We start from the raw sequence: 24,339 nt of genomic DNA on the forward strand, positions 1-24,339 counted from the left end.
GATTCACCGGTCCAGGATCAGGGATCGCAAGGGTTTGCTCTGATCGGGGTTGTTGAGCGTGATGACGAAACGTCCTTGGCTGGGGAGTACGACGGAGGTGCTCACGGGCCGCCCCGGCCCGACGCTGAACAGGGGGTAGCTCAGCGAGGTGCCGTCCGGGGCCTGGGTGCGCAGTTCGAGTTGCCCGGAGGTCTCGTCGCTGGAGACCAGGATCTGGGCGCTGCCGTTCCGGACGCTGCCGAACGTCATCTGCAGCGGTGAGACCTCGGCATCGTTCGTGGCCCGGACCGAGATGGTCAGTGCCACGACGGCAACGGCCACCACGGCGACGGCCCAGGGGAGGTCGCGCAGGCGAGGGGCCCAGCGTTCGTTCTCGCGCGGCTCGTCCGGTGTCAGGACGCTCCGGGGGTCGTGGTCGCGGGCCCGGCCGGAGCCGGCCGGGTCACCAGAATGATCAGGGCCGGCGCGGTCACCGGAATCACCAGGGACACTGGAGCTGCCGAACTCACCGGGACTGCCGAAGGTGCTGAAGCCGGCGGACGAGCGAAACCCCACGCGGCCGGGCGAACCGGTGGAGCCGCCGACATCATCGGAACGGCCGGGGCCGTCAGCGGCCGGGGTGCTCACAGCACCGCGAGGGTCATCGGAACCGTCGAGGGGGCCGCCGTTCTGCGCCGAGGGGCGAGCGTCGCCGGGACGGCGAGAGCCGGGGCCCTCGACCTCACCAGGCTCGTACCGGGCGGAGGCGTCGCGGTGCACGTTCGCGCCGAGGAACTCCCCGGCGCTCAGGCCGGCCAGTCCCACCCCGGTCAGGGCGAGCGCCCAGGAATGCGGATGCAGCCCGGCCCCGGTGATCCCCAGGAGGAACCCGAGCAGCACCATGGTCACCAGCAGGCCACCGCAGGCCAGGAGAACCATGTCGACCGGTCCCCGGCCCCTGACGGCAGCCAGCCGGCCTGCCACCACCGCCAGGGTCAGCAGCGACAACGGCGCGGTGAGGAGCGTCGGGGCATCGGCGAACACCGCGGTACCGGCCGCCAGCACCAGAAGGGCGGCAGCCGCGGACACGAGACGATCGGATGGCCTAGTCATCGAGCGCTCCCAGGTCGTAGATGGCGATGGCTCCGTTGTCGTAGATCCGGTCGACCCCGCGCACGGCGTCGAACTTGCTCAGGGCCTGGGCCGGCACCGGGGCGGTGCGGCCCAGCTCGCCGAACTCGCCGCTCTCGATGTAGACCCCCTGGTTGGGCAGACCGAAGGCGTCGCGCCGGTCGGCGATCAGGTAACGAATCCCGGCCTGCCGGATGAGCGTTCGGTCGGCGGTCGTGAATTCCGGGTCCAGCAGCAGCCGGGACGCGTCGATGTTCGTGCTGATGTGCCGCACGACGTACAGACCACCGTCGGCCGCGGCGAGCAGGCCGCTGTCCCGGTCGGCGTAGGCCCGGCTGCCGGCCGGAAGGTTCGCGGAGATCCACGCTGCCGCGGAGAGATTCGCCGGATCCATACTCCGGGCGTCGGCCGCGATCTCGAACGGGCCGGGCAACTGCTGGGACGTCGGGCCCGCGCCCAGAACGACTCCACCCACGAACGTCACGCTCGCTGCGACGCTGAAGGCCGCCGCGTGCCAGACCTTGATCCGGCGTCGGCACAGCCACCAGGCCACGACGAAACCGACACCGAGGAAAACGAATCCGGCCGCGCGGTCGCCCACCTCGGCCGTGGTGCGGGTGAGGTGGCCACCGGGGATGACCGGGTAGATCAGGGCGACGAGACAGAACAGCACGGCGGCGGTGTAGCGCGCCCGCACCCAGGCCCGGGCCCGGATGATCGCCGGGATCAGCGCCAGCAGGGTGATGGCCAGCGAGGCGATCACTGCCACCTGCTCCCAGGCGGCGGTGCCGACACCGGCGGAGTTCTGGAAGAGCTGCTTGGACTGCTTGCCCTCCACGAACGAGGTCAGCGCGGTGCCGGAACTCTCGACGATCGCGCCCAGGTAGCTGCCGAGGGTGTTGCCCGGGTTCAGGACCGTGGCTGCCAGCAGGGCCGCACCGGACCCGGCCAGGACGGCCAGCGCGGTGGCCTCGTTCTCGTGCTTGCGCCGCAGGACGAGCTCCAGCGACCACCAGATCACGAAGCTGATCATCAGCAGGCCGGCGGTCACGTGATGGGTGACACTGACCGCGGCCATGGTCATCAGGGGCAGGATCAGCGACAGCCGGGTTCCCCGGCGCCGGGAGATCACCAGGTACACGGTGAGCACGGCCAGGGGCAGAGCCAGCGTCTGGTAGGAGAACTGGGAGTTGAAGAAGAGCAGCTGCGGGTTGCAGGCGTACACGACCCCGGCCACGGCGCCGACGCGGGTCGACCCGGTGACGCGCTCGACGATGGCCAGGACGGACAGTGCCATCACGATCCGGGTCACGACCAGGACGACGGCCGCGCTGGTGTGTGCCGACAGGCCGGTCAGGTCGTGCAGGCCGTCGGTGGCGATCTCCAGGCCGGGGTAGTAACTGGTGATCGGCAGCAGCGGGTTGGGGGTGAACAGCCGCCCGGTGCTGCTGATCTCCCGGAGAAGGTTGGCGTGCAGCAACTCGTCGTGGAACATGAACCGGGTCGGGTACAGCACCACGCGGCTCAGCTGGAGCAGGACCGGCATGGCCACGGCCAGGACGACGCGGTGGAAACGGCTGAGTCCCGGCACCAGTACCCCGAACGCCGCCGGTGCGAAGATCGTGACCAGACCCGCGACGTACCAGGCCTGGGCCGCGGTGGCGTGCTCGGTGGAGCCACGGGCCAGCGAGACGGCATGGGCGATGCTCAGCAGCCCGAGCGACATCAGCAGCAGAACCGGACCGATGCCGACCCGGTCGGCGAAAACCGCCGGACGGCCTTTTCTGGCGGAAATGTCGGCGGCAGGGGCGCTCGTTACGGATGGGTCCATGAGCTCTGGGGGCTCTCCTTGCGACACGGTTGAGGACACGGTCCGGCTTCGGGCGTGCCGGGCTCTCAGGCGGGGAACGCTACGGCGGGGGTCTGACAGTCCTGGCCCCGCAGATCCACCGGGATCCGACATCGCCCGGCGTGCGCGGAACAGGGGTACCGCCAGGACGAGCGCCTCGATCATCAGGGCACTCACCCAGAAGGCGCACAGGCCAACGGTTCCGCCCACCTGGGCCCCGATCCGGGCGGCCACCAGCTCGACCACCGTGAAACCCAGCAGGGCGGCGGTCGCGCCCGCGGTCCGCCCCTGTACGCGGCGCAGCGCCACGTAGTGGTCCTTGACGACGAAGGGCAGACCGGCCAGCACCAGGATACGCAGGACGGTGGTGCCCTGCTCGGCGTACGTCGCGCCGAAGACGGCCAGAACCAGCGGGGCGAGCGGGAACAGGGCCAGGTTGGCCAGCAGGGCGGCACCCAGCCCGAACGGAACGGTGAATCGCATCCGGGCCAGCACCTGGCGCTGGTCCCCCTCCGCCGCGGCGAACAGGCCCACGGCCACCGCGTACGGCAGGGCGAAGACGAAACCACTCACCTGGAGAGCGGTGTTGAACACGCCGTTGGCGGCCGGCGAGACCGAGACGGTGACGATCAACGGCAGGAGCATGAGGGTGGACATCAGGGTGGTGTTCAGCGCGTGGTGTCCGGCCGCCGCCCGGCCCAGGCCACGTAACGACGACAGGTCGACCAGACGGTTCCGGTTCTCCAGGGCCCGCCCGCCGCGGGTGCGCCAGGCCACCGCCGGGAACGAGACCAGGGTGCCCAGCAGCCAGGCGATGAAGATCGTCATCCCGTCCGTCTGCCCGCCGGCGCTCAGGGCCAGCAGGGCCAGTAGCTTCGCCGAACTCGCGATCACGTTGCGCTCGAGCTGGAGCGCCCCGGTGCCGATCACGAGCACGGCCTGATCGAGCACGATCGCCACCGCCGTCAGGGCCGTGCCGATCGAGAAGATCACGGCCCGCTCCGGGGAACCGGCCACGGCGGTCAGGTTCGACAGGCCGAACAGGTGGATGGCGACCCAGGGCGCCGCCAGGGCCAGTACGGCCGTGGCGCCGGCGGCCACGGTCAGGGCGGTGCGCACCAGGACACGCCGGGAGCCCTGATCGGTGTGGGGCAACCGGGCGATCAGTAACGTACCCAGACCCAGAGATCCCAGGGTGCCCAGCAGCGTCATCAATGACACCGCAGCCCCGCCCACACCCACGGCGGCGACGCTGAACTGACGGGCGGCCAGGCTCCAGAACGCCAGCCCGAGCACGCTCGTCGCGGCCTGGGTGCTGACCAGGGACGCGCTGATGGCAGCGATGCGCCGCAGCCCGCCCGCGGGCGTCTGCCCGTCGGTGACCGGTCCGTCCCGGGTGATACTCGTCGTCATCAATCAGCGTCCTGCGGTTCGGGAGTCGCTGGGGGAGGCGGACGTCAGGCCCAGTTCGGCGAACAGGCCGAGGTAGGAACGCACCGATGCGTCCCAGCTGTGCGGGTCCGGGTGGCGCCGACCTCGCCGGCCCGGCAACGCCCCCAGTGCGGTCGTCAACCGGGCCGGATCCTTCGGTGGAACGAAAACAGCTCCCTCGTAGTCACTCGCGGCCTCGATCAGCCCGCCGACGGCTGTGACGATCAACGGCAGACCCGTGCTCATGGCGATGTGCAACGGACCGGACGAGGAGGAGCGCCGGTACGGCAGCACGACGGCGTCGGCCTCGTTGAAGTACTGCTGGACCTCGGCGTCGCTGACATATCGGTTGACCACGGTGATCCGGTCACGGACCGGGCTGCTCGCCACCGCCTCCAGGGGAGCGGTCCACCCTTCCCAGGTCTCGCCGACGATGGTCAGGCGCATGTCCCGGACGGTCTCGGCCGGCAGCGCGGAGAATGCCTGAACCAGGTCCTCCAAGCCCTTGTACGGCCTGATCACACCGAAATACAGCACGTTCAGCGGTGATTCGGGGTCGGTTGCGCGGGTCGGGCCCACCACGTGGTCGTAGGGGCCGTGGGGGATGACGGTGACCGTCGAGGGGTCCAGGTCGAAAGCGGCCTTCAGCAGATCGAGGTCGTACTCCGAGTGAACGACGTGGGCATCGACATGACGCAGGAGACGCCGCATGGCGATCTGCACGTACCGCACGACACCGGGAATCCGGGCCTCGCCGGTGTCCTGGACCTCGTGCCACTCCATCACGACGCGGGTACCGCGCCGGCGGGCCAGCAGGGCCAGGAGCAGGTAACTGTGCAGCACGGCGCCGGTCCACCACTGCAGCACCATCACGTCCGGGGCGTCCCGCTTCAGGAAACGCCAGGCCCGGGTCATGGTTGTGCCCCAGAACCAGTCGATCCCGTCGAAGACCGCCACTCGTGAGTCGTACGCCAGATCGTTCACGACGGTGCCGACCCGGGCCCGGCCTGGATACAGCGCGGCCGGGACGAGGCGGCGCATCAGGATCGCCCGGGTCGGCACCACGCCGGCCAGCGCATTGGTCAGCCGGCAGGTGTAGTAACTGATGCCGGAGGTGAAGCGCCAGCCGGAGCCGACCACGAGCACCCGGGGGCCTTCCGGTGCGGGGCTCACGCCGAGTCCTCGTGCCGCATCTCGAAGGTGTGGATGCCGGTGCGCAGGTCGATGACGTTCGGGACGACCGGGCCGCCGGTGTCCGGCCGCACCCGGTGAGTGAGGGTCTCCTCACGCTGCTCGATCGTGGTGCGTCCCATGCCGTCGGCGGCGGGCACCGCGACCGGGGCCCGGTGCCGGCGTAGCCGCTCGAGCACGATCGTGCGCAGGACCCGCGCACCGTCGCGAAAGGTGTTGAGATTGCTGGCGCCGAAGACCCGGGGCAGCTCGATGCTGGGAACCTCGTGAATCTGCAGGCCGGCCGAGGCGATCCGGCAGTTGATCAGCGTCTCGATCTCGAAGCCATCACCCCACTGGGCCGTTTCGTGGGCAGAATGGGGGATGGACAGATGCGGCAGGATGTCTCGCCAGAAGGCGTTGTATCCGTAGCAGAGGTCGGTGTAGCTGGTACGGAACAGCGTGTTGGTGATCCGGGTCAGCATGCGGTTGCCCAGATCGCGCACGGGCGTGATGTCTTCACTGCCTCCGGCGGCCAGGACCCGGCTGCCCTTGGCGAAGTCGGCCCCGGACATCAACGCCGCGACATAGGCGTCGATCTCCCGCGGGTCGGCGGAGCCGTCGGCGTCGAACATCACGATGATGTCTCCGCTGGCCGCCTCGAACCCGCAGGCCAGGGCGTTGCCCTTGCCCTTGCGGGTCTGCTGCACGAAAAGGGCCGAGGGCAGGTGCCGGCGCACGACGGTCTCGGTGTCGTCGCTGGAATGTCCGTCGATGACGATGACTTCGTGGACGGAGGGCAGTTGGGGCAGCACCAGTTCCAGGTTCCGCGCCTCATTGCGCGCCGGGACGATGATGGTGACCTTAGGGGCTTGTGAGGGCCGATGGTCCGTGGGTCTCATGAAGAGTCGCCTCCCGGCGCGATGTGCTGCGGAGATGGGGCCGACCGGGATCAGGACAGAAAGATCGTCCGGCAGGTCGTCTGCCTGTTCAGTGGATACCGGCACGCATCGGTCCCTTCGGGTTCGTCGAAACCGTTGGACGTGGCGGCCGGTAGCGGCTTGCGGACTGAGTTCGCGTCGCCGGGCGCGGCGGATTGGTTTCAATTGGCCCGGTCCCGACGGCGGCGTCTGCTGCCTCCTGATTGCCCCTATGCTCACCCGTAGGGACGGCGACGTCCCGCGTGGTGGGTACGGGACGAAGAACGGGGTGGGTCGTGACCAGGAGCGACACTTGTGTCTGCGGGCATGGGAAAGACGCTCACCAGCACTTTCGTCCGGGTTCGGACTGTGGCGCGTGTGGCGCGGCCACCTGTGCGCGATATCGCCCGGCCAGAACGTTCGGCACCGCGTTCACGGGAATTCTGAAAAGGTTGCGCGACCGGAAATAATAACGTTGCGTATATCGAAGAATACATAGGGTAGTAGTTCGGAAAACTGGCAATCCGTCGGCGGATTCGCGGCGAACAAGTTCCAGCCAGCCGTCCGATCTACGGAGGACCCCATGCTTCACCGACCGCCCCGATCACCGTCGTCCCGGCGCGGACTACGGGTCTTCCTGGCCCTGACCCTCTTGTCGATGGCGAGCATCGCGGGAGCGTCCGCCAGTGGCGCCAGCACCGGCGACGCCGTCCGGTCGCAGCAGAAAGCACCGGTAGGCAAGGCCTGGGTCCGCGTGGCGCACCTGGTCCCCGGACTGGGTGCGGCCCGGCTCGACCTCCAGCCGACCGGTGGGGCGGAGGGTTCATCGATCGAGATGTCGCCCAGCGCCACGTACGGGGACGTCACCCAGTACCAGCAGTTCGCCCCCGGCACCTACACCGTCAACGTCAGTGACTCCAGCTCCCCGGCCTCGGGGGCGCCCATGCTCTCGCGCTCGCTGACTGTAGCCGGTGACCAGGCCTACACGCTGGCCGTTCTCGGAACCTCGAAAGCGCCTCGTCTGGCCACACTCTCGGATGATCTGACGCCGCCGGCGGCCGGTCAGGCCCGGGTCCGGGTACTGCCTGCCGCCTCACAGGCGCCGCAGGCGACCATCAAGGCCCAGGGCGGCCCGACCATCGTCGACAACGCCGTCCTCGGGCAGGCCAGTGCCTACGCCTCCGTTCCGGCCGGAACCTGGCGTCTGACCGCCGGTACCTCCACCGGTATGCAGGTCGACGACACGATCAAGGTGGCCGGCGGAAGCGTCTACACCCTGGTACTGCTGGACGGAACTTCGGGAACACCCCGCCTGTCATTGATCACCGATGCGGCCGGAACGACGACAGCCCCGAAGGGTGGGGCCGCGACCGGTGAGGGCGGAACGGCTCCCGGCCTGGCCGGCGGCGGGCCGCAGGTCGGCGCCGGGTTGGCGGTGGGCCTCGGGGCGCTCCTGGTGCTCTTCCTGGTGAGCTCGGCCGGGCTCGCCCGTCGCCGCGTCGTCCGCGGGTGAACCGGCTCAGCCGGGCGCTCCTGGGTGGGCTGCTCGCCGCAGCGCTCGTATCCGGATGCGCCGCATCCGGATCCACGCAGAGCGCCGGTCGCTCGCCCGCCCAGACCTCGGCGCCTGCCTCAGCGTCGCAGACTCCAGTAGCCGACGACGACGATCCGGGTGGGGGCGGTGGTGCCCCGGTGCCGTCGCTGGCCTCACCGGCTCCGGTCCCGGCGGCCGATCGCCCGACCCGAATCGCGATCCCCAGCATCGGGGTCGACTCGTCCCTCCTGGATCTGGGCCTCCAGAAGGACGGCACCCTCGAGGTGCCCGGCGACCCCCAGCGGGCGGGATGGTTCGACCGCAGTGCGGCCCCGGGGCGGCAGGGGCCGGCGATCATTGCCGGGCACATCGACAGCAAGAGTGGCCCGGCGGTCTTCTACCGCCTGGCCGCCCTGAAGGCGGGAGCCCGGATCACGGTGACCACCGCCGGTGGGAAGAAGGTGACCTTCACCGTCGACGGCGTGCAGCAGTACCGGAAGGCCGAGTTCCCCACCGCCGCCGTCTACGGTCCGGTCCCCGGTCCGGTCCTGCGCCTCATCACCTGCGGCGGCCCGTTCGACCGCGACGGCGGGCACTACCGGGACAACGTCGTGGTCTACGCCTCGTAGGCGGGGCTCGGAGAGTTCGTACCCGGTGGTGGGACGACCGGGAACCTCGGGGCTCGGCGGGTGATCACGACGACGGCCCGGCGGCCGGTTCGACGGATGTCACCGGCGGGCGAATCCGGCCGGTGTGAACTTCCCCTTCTGCAGGTGGTCCTCGATCTCCTCAAGGCTGCGTCCGGTCATCTCGGGCATGGTGCGGTGGAGGAAGACGAAGGCGGCGATGTTGAAGAACGCGTACATCCACAGGGTCTGCCCGGTACCGAAGGTCCGCATGATGCTCAGCAGGGACAGGGTGATGAGGACATTGGTGCCCCACAGCGCCGCTGACTGGGCCGCCGCCCCGGCGGCGCGGGTGGCCAGGGGGTAGATCTCGGACCCGGTGAGCCAGCCCATCAGCTGGATGCCGCCGGCGGTGAAGGCCATGAAGGCGATCAGGGTGGCCACGATCCACGGGATCATCGACTTGCCGTCGTTGCCGGTGACGAAGAACGAGCCCAGCACCACCAGGGCCACGGCGGCGCCGGGCAGGGTCACCAGGGTCAGACGGCGGCGGCCGACCCGGTCGATGACGGCCAGCCCGATCAGCTGGGCGATCAGGTAGGTCAGGCCCAGGGCGACGGAGACGCGCAGGGCCGTGGAGTCGGAAAAACCGTTGTCGGTCAGGATGGTCGGGGAGTAGTAGACGATCATCTCGATCCCGGACAGCTGGGTGAAGATCGCCAGCCCGCACCCGACGACCAGCGCCGGGCGGGTCCAGGCGGCCCGCAGACCGGACCAGCCGCGGGTGCCTGCCTGGCGTTCGGCCTCGACGTTGTCGCGGATCTCGCCGAACTCCCGGTCCAGGTCGCTGTCCGGGTGCCGGACGCTCGCCAGGGCCGCGCGGGCCCCGTCGCTGTCGCCGCCGCGCAGCAGCCAGCGCGGGCTCTCCGGCAGGCGCAGCATGAGCAGGAACATCAGCGTGGCCGGTACCGCGGCGACACCGATCGCCAGCCGCCACGAAACGGCTTCGCTGGCACCGACGACGGTGGCGATGACGATGCCCACGCCGATGGCGATCTGGAAGAACAGCACCAGGCGCCCGCGGTAGGCGGTCGGGGCCAGCTCGGCGACGTAGACGGGTGCGGTCTGGGTGGCGCCGCCGACGGCGAATCCCAGCACCAGGCGGCTGAGTGACAGCAGCACCGGGGTCGGGGCCAGCGAGGCGGCCACCGCCCCGACGACGAAGATGATCCCGACCAGCAGCAGCGTGCCGCGGCGGCCCCGCCGCTCGGCCAGCCGGCTGCAGGTCAGGGCCCCGATCACGGCGCCGACCAGGATCGAGGCGGTGATCACCTGTTCCCACCCGGAGCCGATGTCGAAGTCGTCGCCGATCTGCAGCAGGGCGCCGGAGATGATGCCGGTGTCGTAGCCGTACAGCAGGCCGGAGATGGCCGAGACCAGCGCGACGACGATGACGGATCTGGTCAGCCGGTCGGCAGTTCCTTCGGCAGAGTCGTTTTCGGGGTGATGGGCCGGGCTCGTCATTGCGCCTCCGGTTGGTCGGTGCCCGTGCGGGCACCCGGAACTCATCCGTGGGGGCAATGCTCACAAACCGGTGGCATTCGGCAAGGTGACCCGACCGCGTCCTTGATCAGGTAGCCGATGAAGGACGAGGCTGCTCGAGTTGGGCGGTCAGGGCGGCACCGTCGGTGCCGCGCAGCCACGGCACCGGGCTCGGCGCGTTCAGGGCCTGGCTCCGGTTCGGGGGCGGCAGGGGAGAACCGTGGGTGAGTACCTGTTCCACCGCCGAGAGCTGCCGGATCAGGACCATCCGCAGGGACTGCGGCACCTCGTCGGCGAGGCCCTCGTACAACTGCGGGTCGTGCTGTCCGTCGTCGCCGACCAGGACCCAGCGCAGCTGGGGAAGATCGCCGACCAGGCGGCGCAGTTCCCGGTGCTTGTGATCGCGGCCGGAGCGGAACCAGCCCTCGTTCGTCGGGCCCCAGTCGGTCATCAGCAGCGGGCCGCGCGGGTAGTCGTTGCGCTCGAGGAACCGCGAGATCGCCCGGGCGACGTTCCAGGCGCCGGTGGAGAGGTAGACGACCAGGGCGTCCGGTTCCTGCTCGCGCAGCCGGCCGTACAGCGCCGCCATCCCCGGTACCGGGCGGCGGCTGGTCTCCTTCACCACGAAGGTGTTCCAGAACGCCAGCAGCGGTCGCGGCAGGGCCGTGATCATCACCGTGTCGTCGATGTCGCTGATCAGTCCCAGCCGCTCGCCGGGCCCGACCACCCGAAGGTCTGCCACCGCCGTCGGCCGGCCCTCCACCCGCACCGCGACCTCGTGCCAGCCGGGAGCCAGGTCACTGGCCAGCACCGCGTCGATGTAGCCCCCACGCCCGCTGCTGACCTCGTGCGCGCGGCCGCCCACCTGCACCGTCACCGGCACGTCGCCCAGCCCGACGGTGAAGAACTTCCGCCACCAGCGGCCGCCCTCGTCATCCTCGGAGCTCTCGTCCTGAGGGTCGATGCGCGGCGGGCGGAGTTTCACCCGCAGCAGCACCCGCACCCAGCCCTGGCCGTCGGCGGGGGCGGATCCGTACCCGGTGTACGGCACGGCCAGCGGTTGCCATCCGAAGCGGCGCAGCAGACCGGCGATCCGGCCCATTACGGCGTTCTCGATACGAGCACCCACGTGCGGCTGGGTCGGCACTGTCATCCGCGCATCGTAGACGTTGCGCTCCTGGCCGGGCGGTCGAGCCGTACCCGGCCCTCGGTGGGAGGCTGCCTTAATCAGGAGAGGCCCAGGAGCATTTCGCTTCTCTTCACGCCTTCCTGCGGTGAAGGGGTGAAGAACATCATTCCCGGCCGGGTCGAGATCTCCCGGGTGGTCGAGTGGCAGGGCGCCTTCGCCACCACCGGCGTCCTGCTCCCCTCGGTGCCCGCCGGCCCGTGGCGGCAGAACGAATCCTGGCCGGCGCCGGACTTGCTGAACGCGGAAACGGGCGAGTGGCAGGCGAACGTCCAGACCGGGGTGCTGCGCAGCGTGGGCCGCACCGATCCGGACGCCCCTGAACCCACCGCCGGGGGGAATTGCCCCGGGGGTGCGAGGAGTTCGTGGCCACGTACGCGACGGGCTGGTGCCTGAACGCGAAAGCGACTGTGGCGGTAGGTGATCCGGAGCGCGTGACTTCTGGCTGGGCATCTGGTCAGTGCGGCCCGAGTTGCTGGGACAGGGCGTCGAAGTGGCGTTCCAGGTGATCGGCGAGAGGGGCCACGGAGGGGTCGGTGCGCCAGTCGTCCAGGGCCAGGCGGAGCGTGCCGATGGCCATCATTGCCGCCAGGCGCAGTTCCGTGCGGCGTTCGGGGTCGGGCCACAGCGTCGACATGGCGTCGGTCAGATGGCGTTCCATCCCGATCTCGGTGGTGTCCTTGCGGGCAGCCAGGACCGGCGAGGAACGCATCAGCGTGTCCATGGCCCGGGACTCGTCGGTCTCGTACTGCGAGGCCAGGGCGAGCAGGCAGCGCCGGGCGGCTCGCAGAGGTGCCTGTTGTGGTGACTGCTCGAGCATGGCTGCCGGTAGTGCCGAGGAGAGGGCGCCGGCGCCGTGCCAGGCGAGCAGCACGTCGTCCTTGGACCTGAAGTAGTAGAAGAAGGTGCGCCGGGAGATCCCGGCCGCTGCCGCGATGTCGTCGAGGGTGGTCGTCCCGTAGCCGCGCTCCAGGAAGAGACGCAGGCCGGCCTCGGCGATCCGGGCGCGGGTCGCCTCCTTCTTGCTCTCACGTACGCCGGGCACGGCACTCCTGGTTACTCCGATCCCGCGACCGGACTACGCAGGAAATCGCACTGAGTGTAACATTCCAAGAGTTCGCACTCAGTGTAAAAATCTGGAGGTCGTCATGGCGGAGAAGATCTGGTTCGTCACCGGGGCATCGAGCGGGTTCGGGCGGATCTGGACGGAGGCCGCCCTGGAACGGGGCGACAAGGTCGTCGCCACCGCCCGCCATATCGGGCCGCTGAAGGAGCTCACCGCCCGGTTCGGCGACGCCGTGCTGGTGCGCACCCTCGACGTGACCGACCGGGAGGCGGTGTTCGCGGTCGTCCGGGAGTCGGCGGCGCACTTCGGCCGGCTCGACGTGGTGGTCAGCAACGCCGGCTACAGCTACACCGGGGCGGTCGAGGAGCTCGACCACGACGAGGCCCGGGCCAACTTCGACACCAACGTCTTCGGCACGCTGTCGGTCGTGCAGGCGGTCCTGCCGTTGCTGAGGCGCCAGGGCGGTGGGCACATCCTGACCGTCTCCAGCATTGGCGGCGTGGCCGGCTTCCCCACCGGAGGGGCCTACGGCGCCAGTAAGTTCGCGGTCGAGGCGATGAGCGAGGCTCTCGCGGGTGAGGTCAGCGGGTTGGGCATCAAGGTCACGATCATCGAACCAGGTAGCTACGTCACGGGTTTTCGCACCGCGACGAGGGTGGCGACGGCCATGCCCGAGTACGACGACGTCCGCACCGCGATCCGGGCCTCGTTCGATCCCTCGACCACGGGGGACGCGACCGCCACCGCCCCGGCCGTTCTGGCCGTGGTCGACGCCGAGCGACCGCCTCTGCGTCTGCTGCTGGGCGACTGGGTGCTGGATCGGGTCAAGTCCGTCTACGCGGAACGGGTCTCGACGTGGGAGCAGTGGGCCCCGGTGTCCCGGGCTGCGCAACGAGTCTGACGGAAAGGACAGCCGGGGGCGAAAGCGGGCATCTCGGGTAGCCGTCGGTCGCGGCTTCTTGAATCATCGGGGCGTGTCCTCCAACGTCCCGCAAACGTCCTCGCCGTCGTCCCCACCGTCGTCGCCGCAGCCTTCGCCCGCCGCCGGGTGGCCCGGAGGGCGGGTGGTGGCCGTGGTCGCCATCGCCGTCCTGGCCGTGCTGCTGGTGGTCCACTACACCGATGAACGGCGAGGGGGCGATCGGTCCGGGGCCGGCCACGTGGATCACACGCCGACCCTGGCCGCTGCGGGCCAGGACGAGGCGCGGCTGGTGGTCACCGGCGGCATGGACCGGCTGACGGTGACCGCGGACGATCTCGGCGGCGACCTGGTGCGGGCGCGCACACCGGAGGGGCAGCGCGCCGTGCCGGTGCTGCAGGCTCCGGAGTCGGGGGTGGTGCGGCTGTCGACCGAGGGGTCGGACGACACCGGGGGCGGCGGGGTCGACCTGGCCGTCCGGCTCTCGCGCGACGTGCGCTGGGACATCGAGATCGACGGCGGCTCCTCCGCGCTCGCCCTGGACCTGGGGCAGGCCCGCGTGCACAGCCTGGACGTGACCCAGGGCGTGGCGAGCGTCGATGTGCGCCTGCCGCGTCCGGACGGCACCCTGCGCGCGCGGATCGGGGGCGGGGCCAACGCGGTGCGCTTCCTGGTTCCCGCGGATGTCCCGGCCCAGGTGACCTTCTCGGCGGGTGTGGGCCAGGCGGACCTGGACGGTGAGCATCGCGATGGGCTGGCGGCCGGGACCGTTCTGGACGTACCGGTGTCCAATGACTCCACGGACCGGGTCGAGGTGGCGCTCGACTCCGGAATCGGCAGCTTCAACTTCCAGCACGAGAACTGATCCGGTCATTCTCCTGACGTAACCCGACATAGCCCCCACAATGACCTGATCCATTGGGGTGGAGCGGGTCATTGTGGGGGAAGTTATGTCGGCGGATGAAAAAGTCGTACGGCCGGCCAGGAAGAGAAGCGTGTGGCGCCGGATCGGTCTGGTGGCCGGGGTGCTCCTCGCCGTGCTGGTCCTGCTGGTCGGCGTGCTGTACCTCTATCCGCTGGGCAGCGACCGGTTGCAGCACCCCGAGGCGAAGACGCTGTCGTTCGCCGAGGCCTCGGCGGCGGGGGCGGCCGCGGTGCAGCGCGACGCCGGTGACGGCCAGGTGCGGTCCGAGTGCCGCAGCATCCTGCGTGTGCATCCGGTGAAGACCGCGAAATCCGTTCTCATGCTGCACGGTTACACCAGCTGCCCGAAGGATTACGTGGCCCTGGCCCAGCTGTTCTACGACCGCGGCTACAACGTCTACGTGCCCCGGGAACCGCACCACGGACTGGCCGACATCGACGAGGCGAGCCAGGTGAAGACCGACGAGCTGGCCGTCTACGCGAACGACGCCATGAACGTCGTGGCCGGCCTGGGCGACGAGACCGGCGTGATCGGGATGTCGGGCGGCGGGGTGCTGGCGACCTGGCTGGCCGAGTACCGCACCGACACCGTGACCCACCTGCTGGCCCTGTCTCCCTTCTACCAGCCCGCCGCGTCCCAGGCCCCCTCCTTCGTGCTGCGCCCGCTGACGGTGCTGTACGGGTTCCGGATCCTGCCCGACCGCCGCGTCGGGGACACCAACTTCACCCTGAGCGGGCTCGGGCAGTACCTGCGGGTCAAGAGCAACCTGCGCGACGACCCCGTCAACACCCGGCTGCGCAGCGTGGCGGTGGCCGTCTCGGTGAAGGACCCGTACATCGACCTGGACGCCGCGACCGCGATCCCGGCCGACGTCGCGCGGGCCAACGACCTGAAAGTGGCCGTCCACGAGTTCCCCGCTAACTTTGATCTTGGTCACAACATCGTCAACCCCGCCGCGCTCGGCCGCCACGCCGCCGAGGTCGGAAACCTCTACCTCGCCCTGTACGAGGGCTGAACCGGCAGGCCAGTGGGAAGAAGTAGCGGCCGCCGGTGTTGGATCCGGGTATGAAGAAGATCGGATTCCTCTCGTTCGGCCATTGGTCGGACACGCCACACTCACAGACCCGCACGGCCGCTGACACCCTTCTTCAGTCGATCGAGCTCGCCGTGGCGGCCGAGGAGGTCGGCGCCGACGGCGCGTACTTCCGGGTGCACCACTTCGCCCAGCAGCTGGCCTCACCGTTCCCGCTGCTGGCCGCCGCCGGGGCCCGCACCAGCCGGATCGAGCTGGGCACCGGCGTCATCGACATGCGCTACGAGAACCCGCTGTACATGGCGGAGGACGCCGGCGCCGCCGACCTGATCTCCGGGGGCCGACTGCAGCTCGGCATCAGCCGGGGATCACCCGAGCAGGTGATCGACGGGTACCGCTACTTCGGGTTCGAGCCGAAGGACGCAGACCACGCGGAGATGGCCCGGGAACACACCCGGCGGTTCCTCGAAGTGATCAAGGGCGAGGGCTTCGCCAAGCCCAATCCCCGCCCGATGTTCCCGAACCCGCCGGGACTGCTGCGGGTCGAGCCGCACTCGCCGGGTCTGGCCGACCGGATCTGGTGGGGCGCCGGCACGCGGGCCACGGCTGAGTGGACCGCGCAGCAGGGCCTGAACCTGATGAGCTCGACGCTGCTGAGCGAGGACACCGGGGTTCCGTTCCACCAGCTCCAGGCCGAGCAGATCCAGCGCTTCCGCGACGCCTGGAAGGCCGCCGGTCACCCGCGGGAGCCGCGGGTCTCGGTCAGTCGCAGCATCTTCCCGATCGTCAGCGACCTGGACCGGATGTACTTCGGCTCCGCGCGCGGTGGCCAGGACCAGGTCGGCTACCTCGACGGTGGGGCGGCCCGGTTCGGCAAGACCTACGCGGGGGAGCCGGAGCAGCTGATCAAGGAGCTGGCCGACGACGAGGCGATCGCGGCGGCCGACACCCTGCTGCTGACGATCCCGAACCAGCTCGGGGTCGAGTACAACGCGCACCTGCTGGAGAGCGTGATGAAGCACCTGGCTCCCGCACTGGGCTGGCGCTGAGCACCGTCGTGCGTTCCCCATGAATGAATGGGGGACGCACGGCACCGGTCCCGATAACGATGTGGTCGCCGATGTATCTCCTCCCGAAGCCGCGTCCTCTTTGTCGCGATCGGGATGCGCGCCCCTGCCGTCCCGGAGCGCGCGTGCGATGACGTTCCCGGCTCTCACCCGGCCGGTCGGTGGAGGTGGACGACGTGTCCGGGGCCAATGATCTGAGACCCGCTGACCCGCGAACCATTGGTGTGTACCGGGTTCTGGACCGGCTCGGATCCGGCAGCCAGGGTGTGGTCTACCTGGCGGAAGCACCCTCCGGGGCCTGGGTGGCGATCAAGCGGTTGCTCTCCGGCGGTGAGGACAACACGCAGGAACGCCGGCAGCTGGCCAAGGAGGTCGCGGCCGCGCGGCTGGTGGCGCCGTTCTGCACGGCCCAGTTGCTGGACGTGCGCCTGGAGGGCCCTTCGCCGTACGTGGTCAGCGAGTACATTCCCGGCCCGACCCTGAGCCACAAGGTCCGTCGGGACGGCCCGATGACCGGGGCCGCGTTGCAGCGGACGGCCATCGGTACGGTGACGGCCCTGGCCGCGATCCACCGTGCCGGTGTCGTTCACCGGGACTTCAAGCCGGCGAACGTGATGCTGTCACCGGACGGGCCCCGGGTGATCGACTTCGGTATCGCGCGGGATCTGGCCACCGACCTGACCGAGACGTCCAGGGTCGTCGGCACACCGGCCTACATGTCGCCGGAGCAGCTGAGGAACGAGCCGGTCGAGCCGGCCGCGGACATGTTCGCCTGGGCCTGCGTCATGGTGTTCGCGGCCACCGGGCGCACGCTGTTCGACGGAAAGCACGTGATGGCCGTCGCCTACCAGATCCTCAGCGGCGAGCCGACTCTGAGCGGTGTCCCGGACGGGCTGCGGATCGTGCTGGAACGCTGTCTGGCCCAGGACCCGGCCCGGCGTCCCACCGCCGAGCAGGTGCTGGCGATGCTGCTCGGGCGGCCGGAACCCGTGGCCGACCTGGACCTGCTGATCCGGGGGAGCCGGATCGCCGAGGCGGCCACCCCGGTGCCGCCGCTGGTGCCGCCGGGTGACTCACCGCACCGGCGGCGCGGTGTCATGACCTCAGGGCGCCGCATCGTCCTCGGCGGTGTCCTGCTGGGTGTGCTGACGGCCGGTGGCTGGGTCATCGGGCACGGGGTCGGGTCCGACCGGGTGCCGGTCGCCGTCGGCAGCGGGTCCCCCGGGGGTGAAGCCGGGCCGGCCGGTCTGCCGTCCGAGACTCTCAGCCGGACAGCAACTCCCACCGCGACCCGGTCGGCCGTTCACACGACGGCCAGGAAGAAGCAGACCGCGACCACATCTGCCCGCACCCCCTCGGCCACTCGCAGGAGCACACCGAGCGCGACGGAGAAACGGGTCGCGTCCGTCACCGGCACCGCTTCGATCGTCGGCATCGCCGCGCAATGCCTGGACATCGCCAACGCCCGCTCGGAGAACGGCACCCAGGTCCAGATCGTGCCCTGCAACGAGTCGAAGGCCCAGATCTGGACCGCGCGCAGGGACGGCACGGTCCGGGCCCTCGGCAAGTGCCTGAACGTGGCCGGCCGGGCGGTCGAGATCAACGAGTGCGACGGCACCGGCGACCAGACCTGGCGGATCGCCTCGGGCGTGATCGTCAATGCCGGGTCGGGGCGTTGCCTGGGAACGAAAAGCAATGGCTCGAAGGAGTACACGCCCGCGGTCGTGGCCGCCTGTTCCGGCGCGGCCGGTCAGGTCTGGTCCTTCCGGGTCTGACCGGCGGCGAACCGTTCTGCGCTGACAATAATCGGTGTCGCAGTCGGGAATCGGATGGAACCGATGTCTGCTGTCACGGGCCGGATTCCGTGAACCGATACCCCGGGCGAGGGCGCGTCCTCTATGGTCGAAGGCGGGAAGAACCCATGACCGACCGGGGGGTCGCGCATGAAGGTCGCCATCGTCGGCGCCGGGTACGCCGGGCTGGGCACCGCCCGCATGCTGATGCGCTGCGGTTTCGAGGTGACGGTGTACGACCGGGCGCCGGACGTCGGCGGGGTGTGGAGCCGGACCCGCCGCTATCCCGGACTGCGCACACAGAACGACAAGCGCACCTACGCCTTCTCCGAACTGCCTATGCCGGAGCACTATCCGGAGTGGCCCGACGGCGAGCAGGTGCAGCGATACCTGGAGAGCTACGTCGAGCACTTCGGGCTCGGGTCGTCGCTGCGGCTGGGCACCGAGGTGGTCACCGCGGAACTGACCGACGGGCCGGGCTGGTCGCTGACGCTCCGCCCGGCCGGCGCTGGGGAGAGCACCCAGGAGGGATTCGACCACCTCGTGGTCGCCAACGGGGTGTTCTCCCGGCCCGCCGTACCGGTCCTCACCGGCCGCACGCAGTTCGAGGAGGCCGGCGGCCGGGTCGTCGCGACCTCGGAGTTCCACTACCTCGAGGACGCCCGGGGCCGTGACGTGCTGGTCGTCGGCTACGGTAAGTCCGCCTGCGATCTCGCAGTACCGATCAGCGACGTCGCGAGCACCACCACGGTGGCCGCCCGGCGCCTGCTGTGGAAGATGCCCCGCAAGGTCGCCGGCGTCCTGAACTACAAGTACCTGATCCTCACCCGGGTCGGCGAGGCCCTGTTCCCCTACTTCCGGCCCTCCCTGCGCGAGAAGGTCCTGCCCGGTCCCGGTGGCCGGGTCGGGAAGGCGATGCTGGCCGGGGTGAAGGCCATTGCCGTGCGCCAGTTCCGGCTGCGACCGCTCGGCCTGGTGCCGCCCGGGAGTTTCGGTGAAATTGCCCGCAGCACGGTCAGCCTCGTCACCGAGGGGTTCTACGAGCGGGTCGCGGACGGGCGCCTGCGGGTCGTGCGCGACGTGCGGGTCGAGGAACTGACGGTGCGGGACGGGCGTCCGCACGCCCGCCTCAGCTCCGGCGAGACGCTGCCCGCCGACCTGATCGTCTGCGGCACCGGTTTCGATCAGCAGGTGCCCTTCCTCGCCCCCGAGGTCGTCGCCCGGTTGCTGGACGAGCGCGGAAACTTCGTGCTGCACCGGCAGATCCTGCCGCCGGACGTGCCCGCCCTGAGTTTCGCCGGCTACCGCTCCTCGTTCTTCTGCCCGCTCGGCGCCGAGATCGGCGCGGTCTGGACGGCGGCCTACCTGCTCGGTGGCCTGCGGCCGCCGCCGGCGGCCCGGATGCGGGCCGAAGCCAGCGAGAAGCTCTGCTGGATGGAACAGTTCAGTGCCGGCAAGCACGCCCGGGGTGCCAGCGTGGTCCCGTTCTCGATGCGCGACATCGACGAAGTCCTGGCCGACCTCCAGCTGGACGTCGGGCCGGTCGTCAAGGCCCGGCAGTGGCTTCTGCCGGTCGACCCGTCGTCCTACCGCGGGATCGGGACCGCGCTCCTGACCCGGCACGGGCTCTAGACCTCGCCGGAGAACGATCAGGGAAGAAGCTCTGCCCGCGCGACGAATCACTCTCTGCGAAGCTGTTTTCGCTACGAGGACGACGATACGGCCGAGCGCTCCTCGATCGTCTGCACCACTGAGAGATGTCAGACGGGCACCGGGTGGCGACTGCCGAAGGGCGGACCGAAGGCGGGGTTTTCCCGGAACTGGCCCGTCGGTGATTCTGCCCGGGTACCCTCAGCAGATATGGGGGTCTGTATGGGTCGAAAAGGGGCGATTACCGCTCTGGCTCTCGGCGCGCTCCTGCTGCCCGCCCCCTCCGTAGCTTCAGCCGCCCCGGACGACTCAGACCTCGTCTACTGCCTGAGCGGGCCCCACCGCGATGAGGTGGTGACCGCGGCCTCGGTTCTGGGGTCTGCGCACCAGGGTGCGACCGGCGGAACCGTCCGCCGGCGGGCCGGAGGTGCCGACCTCAGCCTGGAGGCCTGGCGGGCGGTGGACCGGCCGTCCTTCGACCGTGCGTGCGCCGCGGTGGCCTGGCCCCTCTCGGCCGACCCGCCCCCGGCAGCGGAGGCGTCCACTCCCTGGTGGCGATCGTCGTCGGCCTGGTTCGCGCTCGCCGGTGTCGTCCTCGGCGCCGCCCTGAGCGCGTTCTTCTCGGCGGTCCGGGAGTCACGCGCCCGTCGGCGTACGCAGGCAGCGGCCCTGAGAACGGCGGTCCGGGGGTTCCACCTGGCGGTGTCGGTGTATGTCGAAGATCGACGGTCGGCGGATCCTGGCCTGAGGGTCTCGGAAGACAGGGTCCAGACCTCCCGATCCGATCTCCTGACCCAGCTGGCGCACGCGTCCATTGATCGCCGGCTCCTCCTGGAGGCCCAGAGACTCGGGCAGGAACTGGATTCGGCATCGAGTCCCGGTTCTCGTCCCTTGGGTGTGGCCCTGACGACCGACTGGCCGATGGGCCGTGTCGACACGACGGCCCGGGGAATCGAGAAGGCCCTCAGGACTCTGCTGGACGACGTGATGAAACTGGCGCGGGCTGTCGAGCAGCCGCTCTGGCAGCGGTTGAGGCGGACATGAACCCGGCCACGCGATTTCCGTCAGCTCACGAGTGAGGACCTGCGCCCAGATGCCGATGTTTCACGAGCAGAATCCCTTCGTGCTGCCTGGTATGTCGCAGGTGCACCAGGCGCTCGATCCGAACGACCAGCACCGGGTCGAGGAGGACTACGTCCAGGTCGACCATTCCCTGGAGGCGTTCGCAAGTTTCCAGAAGGAAGCGGTGAGCGCCGAAGCCCTGGCCCGGGGTGGTCGACTGGTGGTGGTGACCGGAAACGACCGTACCGGGAAGACCTCGGTGCTCAAGCGATGCGAGCACTGGGTCCGGACCGGTCTCACCGATTCCCCGCCGGCGGCGCAGAGGCGCCTGGAGCCCGCGTTCATCGATCTGAGCCTGGGCAAGCCGGGTGACCTGGTCGTCGCCGACAGCCTGGTCGGATGGGTGACCAAGCGGGTCATCCAGATCCTGGAGAACAAGCGAATCATCACCCCGGAGCAGAGTGGACGATGGTTGGGGTGGGATGCCCCGGACCGGTTGGAGGCGGTGGGCGACTGGTTGACGATGAACAATCAGAATCAACCCCACCGGGCCTCCGTCGGTGCGCTGCTCATCGAATTGCCGCCCCAGACCACCTCCGCCCTTCTCTCGCGATTCGCCCAGCTGAGTCATCCGTACGTGATCCTCTTCGCCGAGTACGCGCCCACCGAGAGGAGCACGGGCTCCTGGTGGGAAGAGGGGGAAATGGCACGGCCCGGGCCGATCGAGGTGAAGGTGGGAGAGCTGCAGCCCCAGGACTGCGGGCGCTTCGTCAACCAGAGACTGCAACGGCACGACATCGTCGGGCAGGTACCGACGCTCGCGGCCGACGTCGAGGTGGAGCTCGAGCAGTTCCGCAACCGCCTGAGCATCGGGATGCTCCAGAAGTGGATGTTCTTCACTTACGAAACAGCTCTGGCCGAGCAGCCCCGGCCGGTCGAACTGTCGTGGGTCTATCTGATGGAGCGATTCATCGATCTGTCCCTCCAGGGTGGTCGCGAGAATGGCTGAACCTGAATGCCTCGCGCACGAACCGACCCTGCAGGCAGACCATCGCCCGGTCGGCTTGTCGTGCGAGTATCAGACGGAAGTCCAGGCCTTACCTGCCGCCGGGGTGGAGTTGCCGACATGACCGAGCACGAAAGCCAGGAACAGGTCACCGACCTCGTCCCCAATCCGTTCGCGGCCAGCGCTTTTGCCCAGGTACCCAGTCCCGAGAACCTCGCCTGGTGGCTTGACGAGGGCATCGGGAGCACCAGTCTTCCCACCGTTGCCATCCGCAGCGCCCTGGGATATCTCGACGGGTATCTGGCGTCGGTGCGGGAGGGGAACGTGGCGGACGCCGGTACGGCGATCGTCGTGCTGGGCGACTACGGCACCGGCAAGACACATTTGGGTGTCGAACTCTTGCGGCACGCCCGGGCCCGGAGCGGGCAGGACGTCAAGGTGATGTACATCGACGCCCAGCTCGGGACGTTCATCCCGTTGTACCGCAGGTTCTTCGAGTATCTGAACCGGGAGAGCCTGTTACAGCAGGTCACCTCGTACTTCAACGATGTCCTCATCGACCATCTCGAGGACGGGTTCGGAGAAGACCTGACCAACCGGGTGAGCGAGAGCCTGCGGACCGGTTCCCAGCAGCCCGAGACCATCGTCGAGAACATCGGTCTACCAGCGAATCTGTTCGTCGGCAGGCTGCGTGACCGGCTGCGCTCGGTCACCGGGAACGAGGAGTTCGCCCGGGCCCTGACCCTGTTCCGGCAGCTCAGTTACCGCACGGCGGTCTGGAACTGGTTGCGAGGAGACCCGCCGGAGCCGATCCTGGTTGAGCAGGGCATCGTCAGCACCCTCGACACCGAGGTCGCCGCCCTGGAGGCGATGGGCGTTCTTTCGCTGCTGTACGGCCGCAAGGACCAGCGTCTCGTACTCGTCATCGATGAGCTGGAGAAGCCGCTGATCGGCGTCGTGCGCGACGGGGAGGAGGCCATCGAGGCGTTTCGGCATCTCCTCACCGTCCTGCGCGAGGCCGGCGCCTTCCTGGTCCTGATGGGTCTGCCGGACTTCGTCGAGGCATTGCCGCCTGACGTGCGCGAACGCCTGAGCACCCGGATCGAGATGTCCGGGATGAACGCGGACGACACCGAGGAGTTCATCCAGCGCACGATGGCCGCGGCCGGGCGTGGACGCCGCCTGGCCCCCTTCACCTCGGCCTCGGTCGCCTACCTCGTGCGTCTGGCCGGGCAGACACCGCGGAAGATCCTGCGGCTGTGTTACCACGCCTACCACCAGAGCCAGATCGAGAACAGCCTGGTGACACCGGATATGGTAACCGCGGTCGCGGCCAGGCACGTGGAGATACTCAGTGCCGAGAAGGTACGGACCCATATCGGGGCCGCGCTCCGTGAGCAGGGTCGTGAGTTCCTGATCGAGCACACGCTCACCTCCGACGACACACTCGCGGAGGTCGACTTCTGGGTGTTCACCGAGGCGACCCCAGAACGGGGCTGCGCCATTCTGGTCACGGACTCACTGCTCGGGGAGTCCCTGACCCGGGAGGCGCTCGCCCGGATCGCCGAGGTGGGGCGGACCGATTCCACCGCCGAGATCCTGCTCATCGTCAACGGGTACGTGTCGGACAGCGACAAGCGCCGCCTGGTGACGGCCCTGGGCCGGGCCCCCCTGGTGTATCGGCAGGTCTCCTTCTCCGCCGAACTCGAGGGCCGGCTCGAACCGATCATGAATGATCTCGAGGGGGGCGAGGGCACCGACACTCTCGTCACGGTGTGGCAGAGACTCGAGCGGATCCTCCGGCAGCAGGCGAACACCTACCAGTTCATCGAGCAACTGGCCGTGGATCAGGACCGGGCCCGGGACAGTACGGAAAGTGGACTCGCGGAACTTCTGCGGCGCACCGATCCGGCGTCCGCCGGCTCCCGACGTGATTCGGCGGGTGCGGGGACGGGCACCGGTCTACCGAACGATGTGCAGGCGGCGTTCCAGAGTGCCCGAGACGTCCTGGCCGGCGCCCACCGGGTGGAATCGTTGCTGGAAAACACGTTCCGTGGTCCTACCCCCGCGCGGCTGCAGCATGTCGGCATCCTCGGTCAGGAACGGGCCACAGGTGCCTACGGGCTGGCCATGATTCTGGGAAGCTTGATCTCGGTGTTCGAGACCGCGGTCGGGCGCTGGTTCGAGCACCGGCGCAGCCAGCCCGCGAGGCCGGGTTCTTCCAGCGATGATCTGCGGCTCCTGTGCCAGACCTACACGCGGGTCTACCAGGCGCTGCCGCTGCGCTGGCTCCAGGACTACGAAGACCAGATCCGCCGGTTGGGTGGTCTGGAGGCAACTGCGCAGGTGCCGTCGGACAGGGATTCTGGTCAGGTGCGCGAACGCCTGGAAGAGCTGGGATTCCGGGTCGAGCGGCTGGCCCTGCAAGGGGAGCGCTGAGGCCGGCCCAC

19 protein-coding genes are annotated in these 24,339 nt (G+C 69.5%); 12 read left to right on the forward strand and 7 right to left on the reverse strand.

Annotated features, from left to right (window positions below):
- Positions 1-3 precede the first annotated feature (3 nt).
- Genes LR393_RS21120 through LR393_RS21135 form a run of 4 tightly spaced genes read right to left on the reverse strand, consistent with a single transcriptional unit; the run spans position 4 to position 6,462 of the window.
- On the reverse strand, positions 4-1,068 hold the full coding sequence (locus LR393_RS21120; protein WP_231485848.1) for a hypothetical protein: 1,065 nt from the start codon (positions 1,066-1,068) through the stop codon (positions 4-6).
- A gap of 16 nt (positions 1,069-1,084) precedes the next feature.
- The gene (locus LR393_RS21125) at positions 1,085-4,372 is read right to left on the reverse strand and encodes a hypothetical protein (protein ID WP_231485849.1); all 3,288 of its coding nucleotides are present in this window, start codon (positions 4,370-4,372) and stop codon (positions 1,085-1,087) included.
- Between the two features lie 3 nt (positions 4,373-4,375).
- Positions 4,376-5,563: a glycosyltransferase gene (locus LR393_RS21130; protein WP_231485850.1), complete on the reverse strand. Its 1,188-nt coding sequence runs from the start codon at positions 5,561-5,563 to the stop codon at positions 4,376-4,378.
- Positions 5,560-6,462, reverse strand: a complete 903-nt coding sequence (locus LR393_RS21135) for a glycosyltransferase family 2 protein (protein WP_231485852.1) — start codon at positions 6,460-6,462, stop codon at positions 5,560-5,562. The genes LR393_RS21130 and LR393_RS21135 overlap by 4 nt, the downstream gene beginning before the upstream one ends.
- 601 nt (positions 6,463-7,063) lie before the next feature.
- On the opposite strand from LR393_RS21135, the gene LR393_RS21140 reads away from it, so the two are divergent.
- Positions 7,064-7,993 (forward strand): DUF4397 domain-containing protein, encoded by a 930-nt coding sequence (locus LR393_RS21140; RefSeq protein ID WP_231485854.1) that lies wholly within the window; start codon positions 7,064-7,066, stop codon positions 7,991-7,993.
- Positions 7,990-8,643, forward strand: a complete 654-nt coding sequence (locus tag LR393_RS21145; protein ID WP_231485855.1) for a class F sortase — start codon at positions 7,990-7,992, stop codon at positions 8,641-8,643. The genes LR393_RS21140 and LR393_RS21145 overlap by 4 nt, the downstream gene beginning before the upstream one ends.
- Positions 8,644-8,742: 99 nt before the next feature.
- Here LR393_RS21145 and LR393_RS21150 read toward each other — a convergent pair whose 3' ends face one another.
- Positions 8,743-10,164 (reverse strand): sugar porter family MFS transporter, encoded by a 1,422-nt coding sequence (locus LR393_RS21150; RefSeq protein WP_231485857.1) that lies wholly within the window; start codon positions 10,162-10,164, stop codon positions 8,743-8,745.
- A gap of 106 nt (positions 10,165-10,270) precedes the next feature.
- On the reverse strand, positions 10,271-11,335 hold the full coding sequence (locus LR393_RS21155) for an App1 family protein (RefSeq protein WP_231485858.1): 1,065 nt from the start codon (positions 11,333-11,335) through the stop codon (positions 10,271-10,273).
- A gap of 129 nt (positions 11,336-11,464) precedes the next feature.
- Between LR393_RS21155 and LR393_RS21160 the strand changes: the two genes are divergently transcribed.
- Positions 11,465-11,764: a hypothetical protein gene (locus LR393_RS21160; protein WP_231485859.1), complete on the forward strand. Its 300-nt coding sequence runs from the start codon at positions 11,465-11,467 to the stop codon at positions 11,762-11,764.
- 61 nt (positions 11,765-11,825) lie between these two features.
- On the opposite strand, the gene LR393_RS21165 is transcribed toward LR393_RS21160, so the two are convergent.
- On the reverse strand, positions 11,826-12,413 hold the full coding sequence (locus LR393_RS21165) for a TetR/AcrR family transcriptional regulator (protein WP_231485860.1): 588 nt from the start codon (positions 12,411-12,413) through the stop codon (positions 11,826-11,828).
- Positions 12,414-12,516: 103 nt separating this feature from the next.
- On the opposite strand from LR393_RS21165, the gene LR393_RS21170 reads away from it, so the two are divergent.
- The 9 genes from LR393_RS21170 to LR393_RS21210 all read left to right on the forward strand — a co-directional run bounded on the left by LR393_RS21170 (position 12,517) and on the right by LR393_RS21210 (position 24,328).
- The gene (locus tag LR393_RS21170) at positions 12,517-13,335 is read left to right on the forward strand and encodes an SDR family NAD(P)-dependent oxidoreductase (RefSeq protein ID WP_231485865.1); all 819 of its coding nucleotides are present in this window, start codon (positions 12,517-12,519) and stop codon (positions 13,333-13,335) included.
- 73 nt (positions 13,336-13,408) lie between these two features.
- The gene (locus tag LR393_RS21175) at positions 13,409-14,218 is read left to right on the forward strand and encodes a cell wall-active antibiotics response protein (RefSeq protein ID WP_231485866.1); all 810 of its coding nucleotides are present in this window, start codon (positions 13,409-13,411) and stop codon (positions 14,216-14,218) included.
- A 130-nt stretch (positions 14,219-14,348) separates the two neighbouring features.
- Positions 14,349-15,293, forward strand: a complete 945-nt coding sequence (locus LR393_RS21180) for an alpha/beta hydrolase (RefSeq protein ID WP_231485867.1) — start codon at positions 14,349-14,351, stop codon at positions 15,291-15,293.
- 50 nt (positions 15,294-15,343) lie between these two features.
- Positions 15,344-16,360: an LLM class flavin-dependent oxidoreductase gene (locus tag LR393_RS21185; RefSeq protein ID WP_231485868.1), complete on the forward strand. Its 1,017-nt coding sequence runs from the start codon at positions 15,344-15,346 to the stop codon at positions 16,358-16,360.
- A gap of 242 nt (positions 16,361-16,602) precedes the next feature.
- Positions 16,603-18,153 carry a serine/threonine protein kinase gene (locus tag LR393_RS21190; protein WP_231485869.1) on the forward strand — a complete coding sequence of 517 codons (1,551 nt, stop codon included), beginning with the start codon at positions 16,603-16,605 and terminating at the stop codon, positions 18,151-18,153.
- A 168-nt stretch (positions 18,154-18,321) separates the two neighbouring features.
- The gene (locus tag LR393_RS21195) at positions 18,322-19,803 is read left to right on the forward strand and encodes a flavin-containing monooxygenase (RefSeq protein ID WP_231485870.1); all 1,482 of its coding nucleotides are present in this window, start codon (positions 18,322-18,324) and stop codon (positions 19,801-19,803) included.
- Positions 19,804-20,043: 240 nt separating this feature from the next.
- Positions 20,044-20,865, forward strand: coding sequence for a hypothetical protein (locus LR393_RS21200; protein WP_231485871.1), 822 nt, complete (start codon positions 20,044-20,046; stop codon positions 20,863-20,865).
- A gap of 49 nt (positions 20,866-20,914) precedes the next feature.
- Positions 20,915-21,892 (forward strand): hypothetical protein, encoded by a 978-nt coding sequence (locus tag LR393_RS21205; protein ID WP_231485872.1) that lies wholly within the window; start codon positions 20,915-20,917, stop codon positions 21,890-21,892.
- Positions 21,893-22,009: 117 nt separating this feature from the next.
- The gene (locus LR393_RS21210; protein WP_231485873.1) at positions 22,010-24,328 is read left to right on the forward strand and encodes a hypothetical protein; all 2,319 of its coding nucleotides are present in this window, start codon (positions 22,010-22,012) and stop codon (positions 24,326-24,328) included.
- The last annotated feature ends 11 nt before the right edge of the window (positions 24,329-24,339 follow it).

Origin of the sequence: Kineosporia mesophila (assembly GCF_021129235.1) — a bacterium.
GTDB classification, from domain to species: Bacteria; Actinomycetota; Actinomycetes; order Actinomycetales; family Kineosporiaceae; genus Kineosporia; species Kineosporia mesophila.

Excerpts from the sequence above, each read along its gene's own strand:
- LR393_RS21125 (WP_231485849.1), bottom strand. The coding sequence starts at position 4,372 with ATGACGACGAGTATCACCCGGGACGGACCGGTCACCGACGGGCAGACG.
- LR393_RS21135 (WP_231485852.1), bottom strand. The coding sequence starts at position 6,462 with ATGAGACCCACGGACCATCGGCCCTCACAAGCCCCTAAGGTCACCATC.
- LR393_RS21140 (WP_231485854.1), top strand. The coding sequence starts at position 7,064 with ATGCTTCACCGACCGCCCCGATCACCGTCGTCCCGGCGCGGACTACGG.
- LR393_RS21150 (WP_231485857.1), bottom strand. The coding sequence starts at position 10,164 with ATGACGAGCCCGGCCCATCACCCCGAAAACGACTCTGCCGAAGGAACT.
- LR393_RS21155 (WP_231485858.1), bottom strand. The coding sequence starts at position 11,335 with ATGACAGTGCCGACCCAGCCGCACGTGGGTGCTCGTATCGAGAACGCC.
- LR393_RS21170 (WP_231485865.1), top strand. The coding sequence starts at position 12,517 with ATGGCGGAGAAGATCTGGTTCGTCACCGGGGCATCGAGCGGGTTCGGG.
- LR393_RS21185 (WP_231485868.1), top strand. The coding sequence starts at position 15,344 with ATGAAGAAGATCGGATTCCTCTCGTTCGGCCATTGGTCGGACACGCCA.
- LR393_RS21195 (WP_231485870.1), top strand. The coding sequence starts at position 18,322 with ATGAAGGTCGCCATCGTCGGCGCCGGGTACGCCGGGCTGGGCACCGCC.
- LR393_RS21200 (WP_231485871.1), top strand. The coding sequence starts at position 20,044 with ATGGGTCGAAAAGGGGCGATTACCGCTCTGGCTCTCGGCGCGCTCCTG.
- LR393_RS21205 (WP_231485872.1), top strand. The coding sequence starts at position 20,915 with ATGCCGATGTTTCACGAGCAGAATCCCTTCGTGCTGCCTGGTATGTCG.
- LR393_RS21210 (WP_231485873.1), top strand. The coding sequence starts at position 22,010 with ATGACCGAGCACGAAAGCCAGGAACAGGTCACCGACCTCGTCCCCAAT.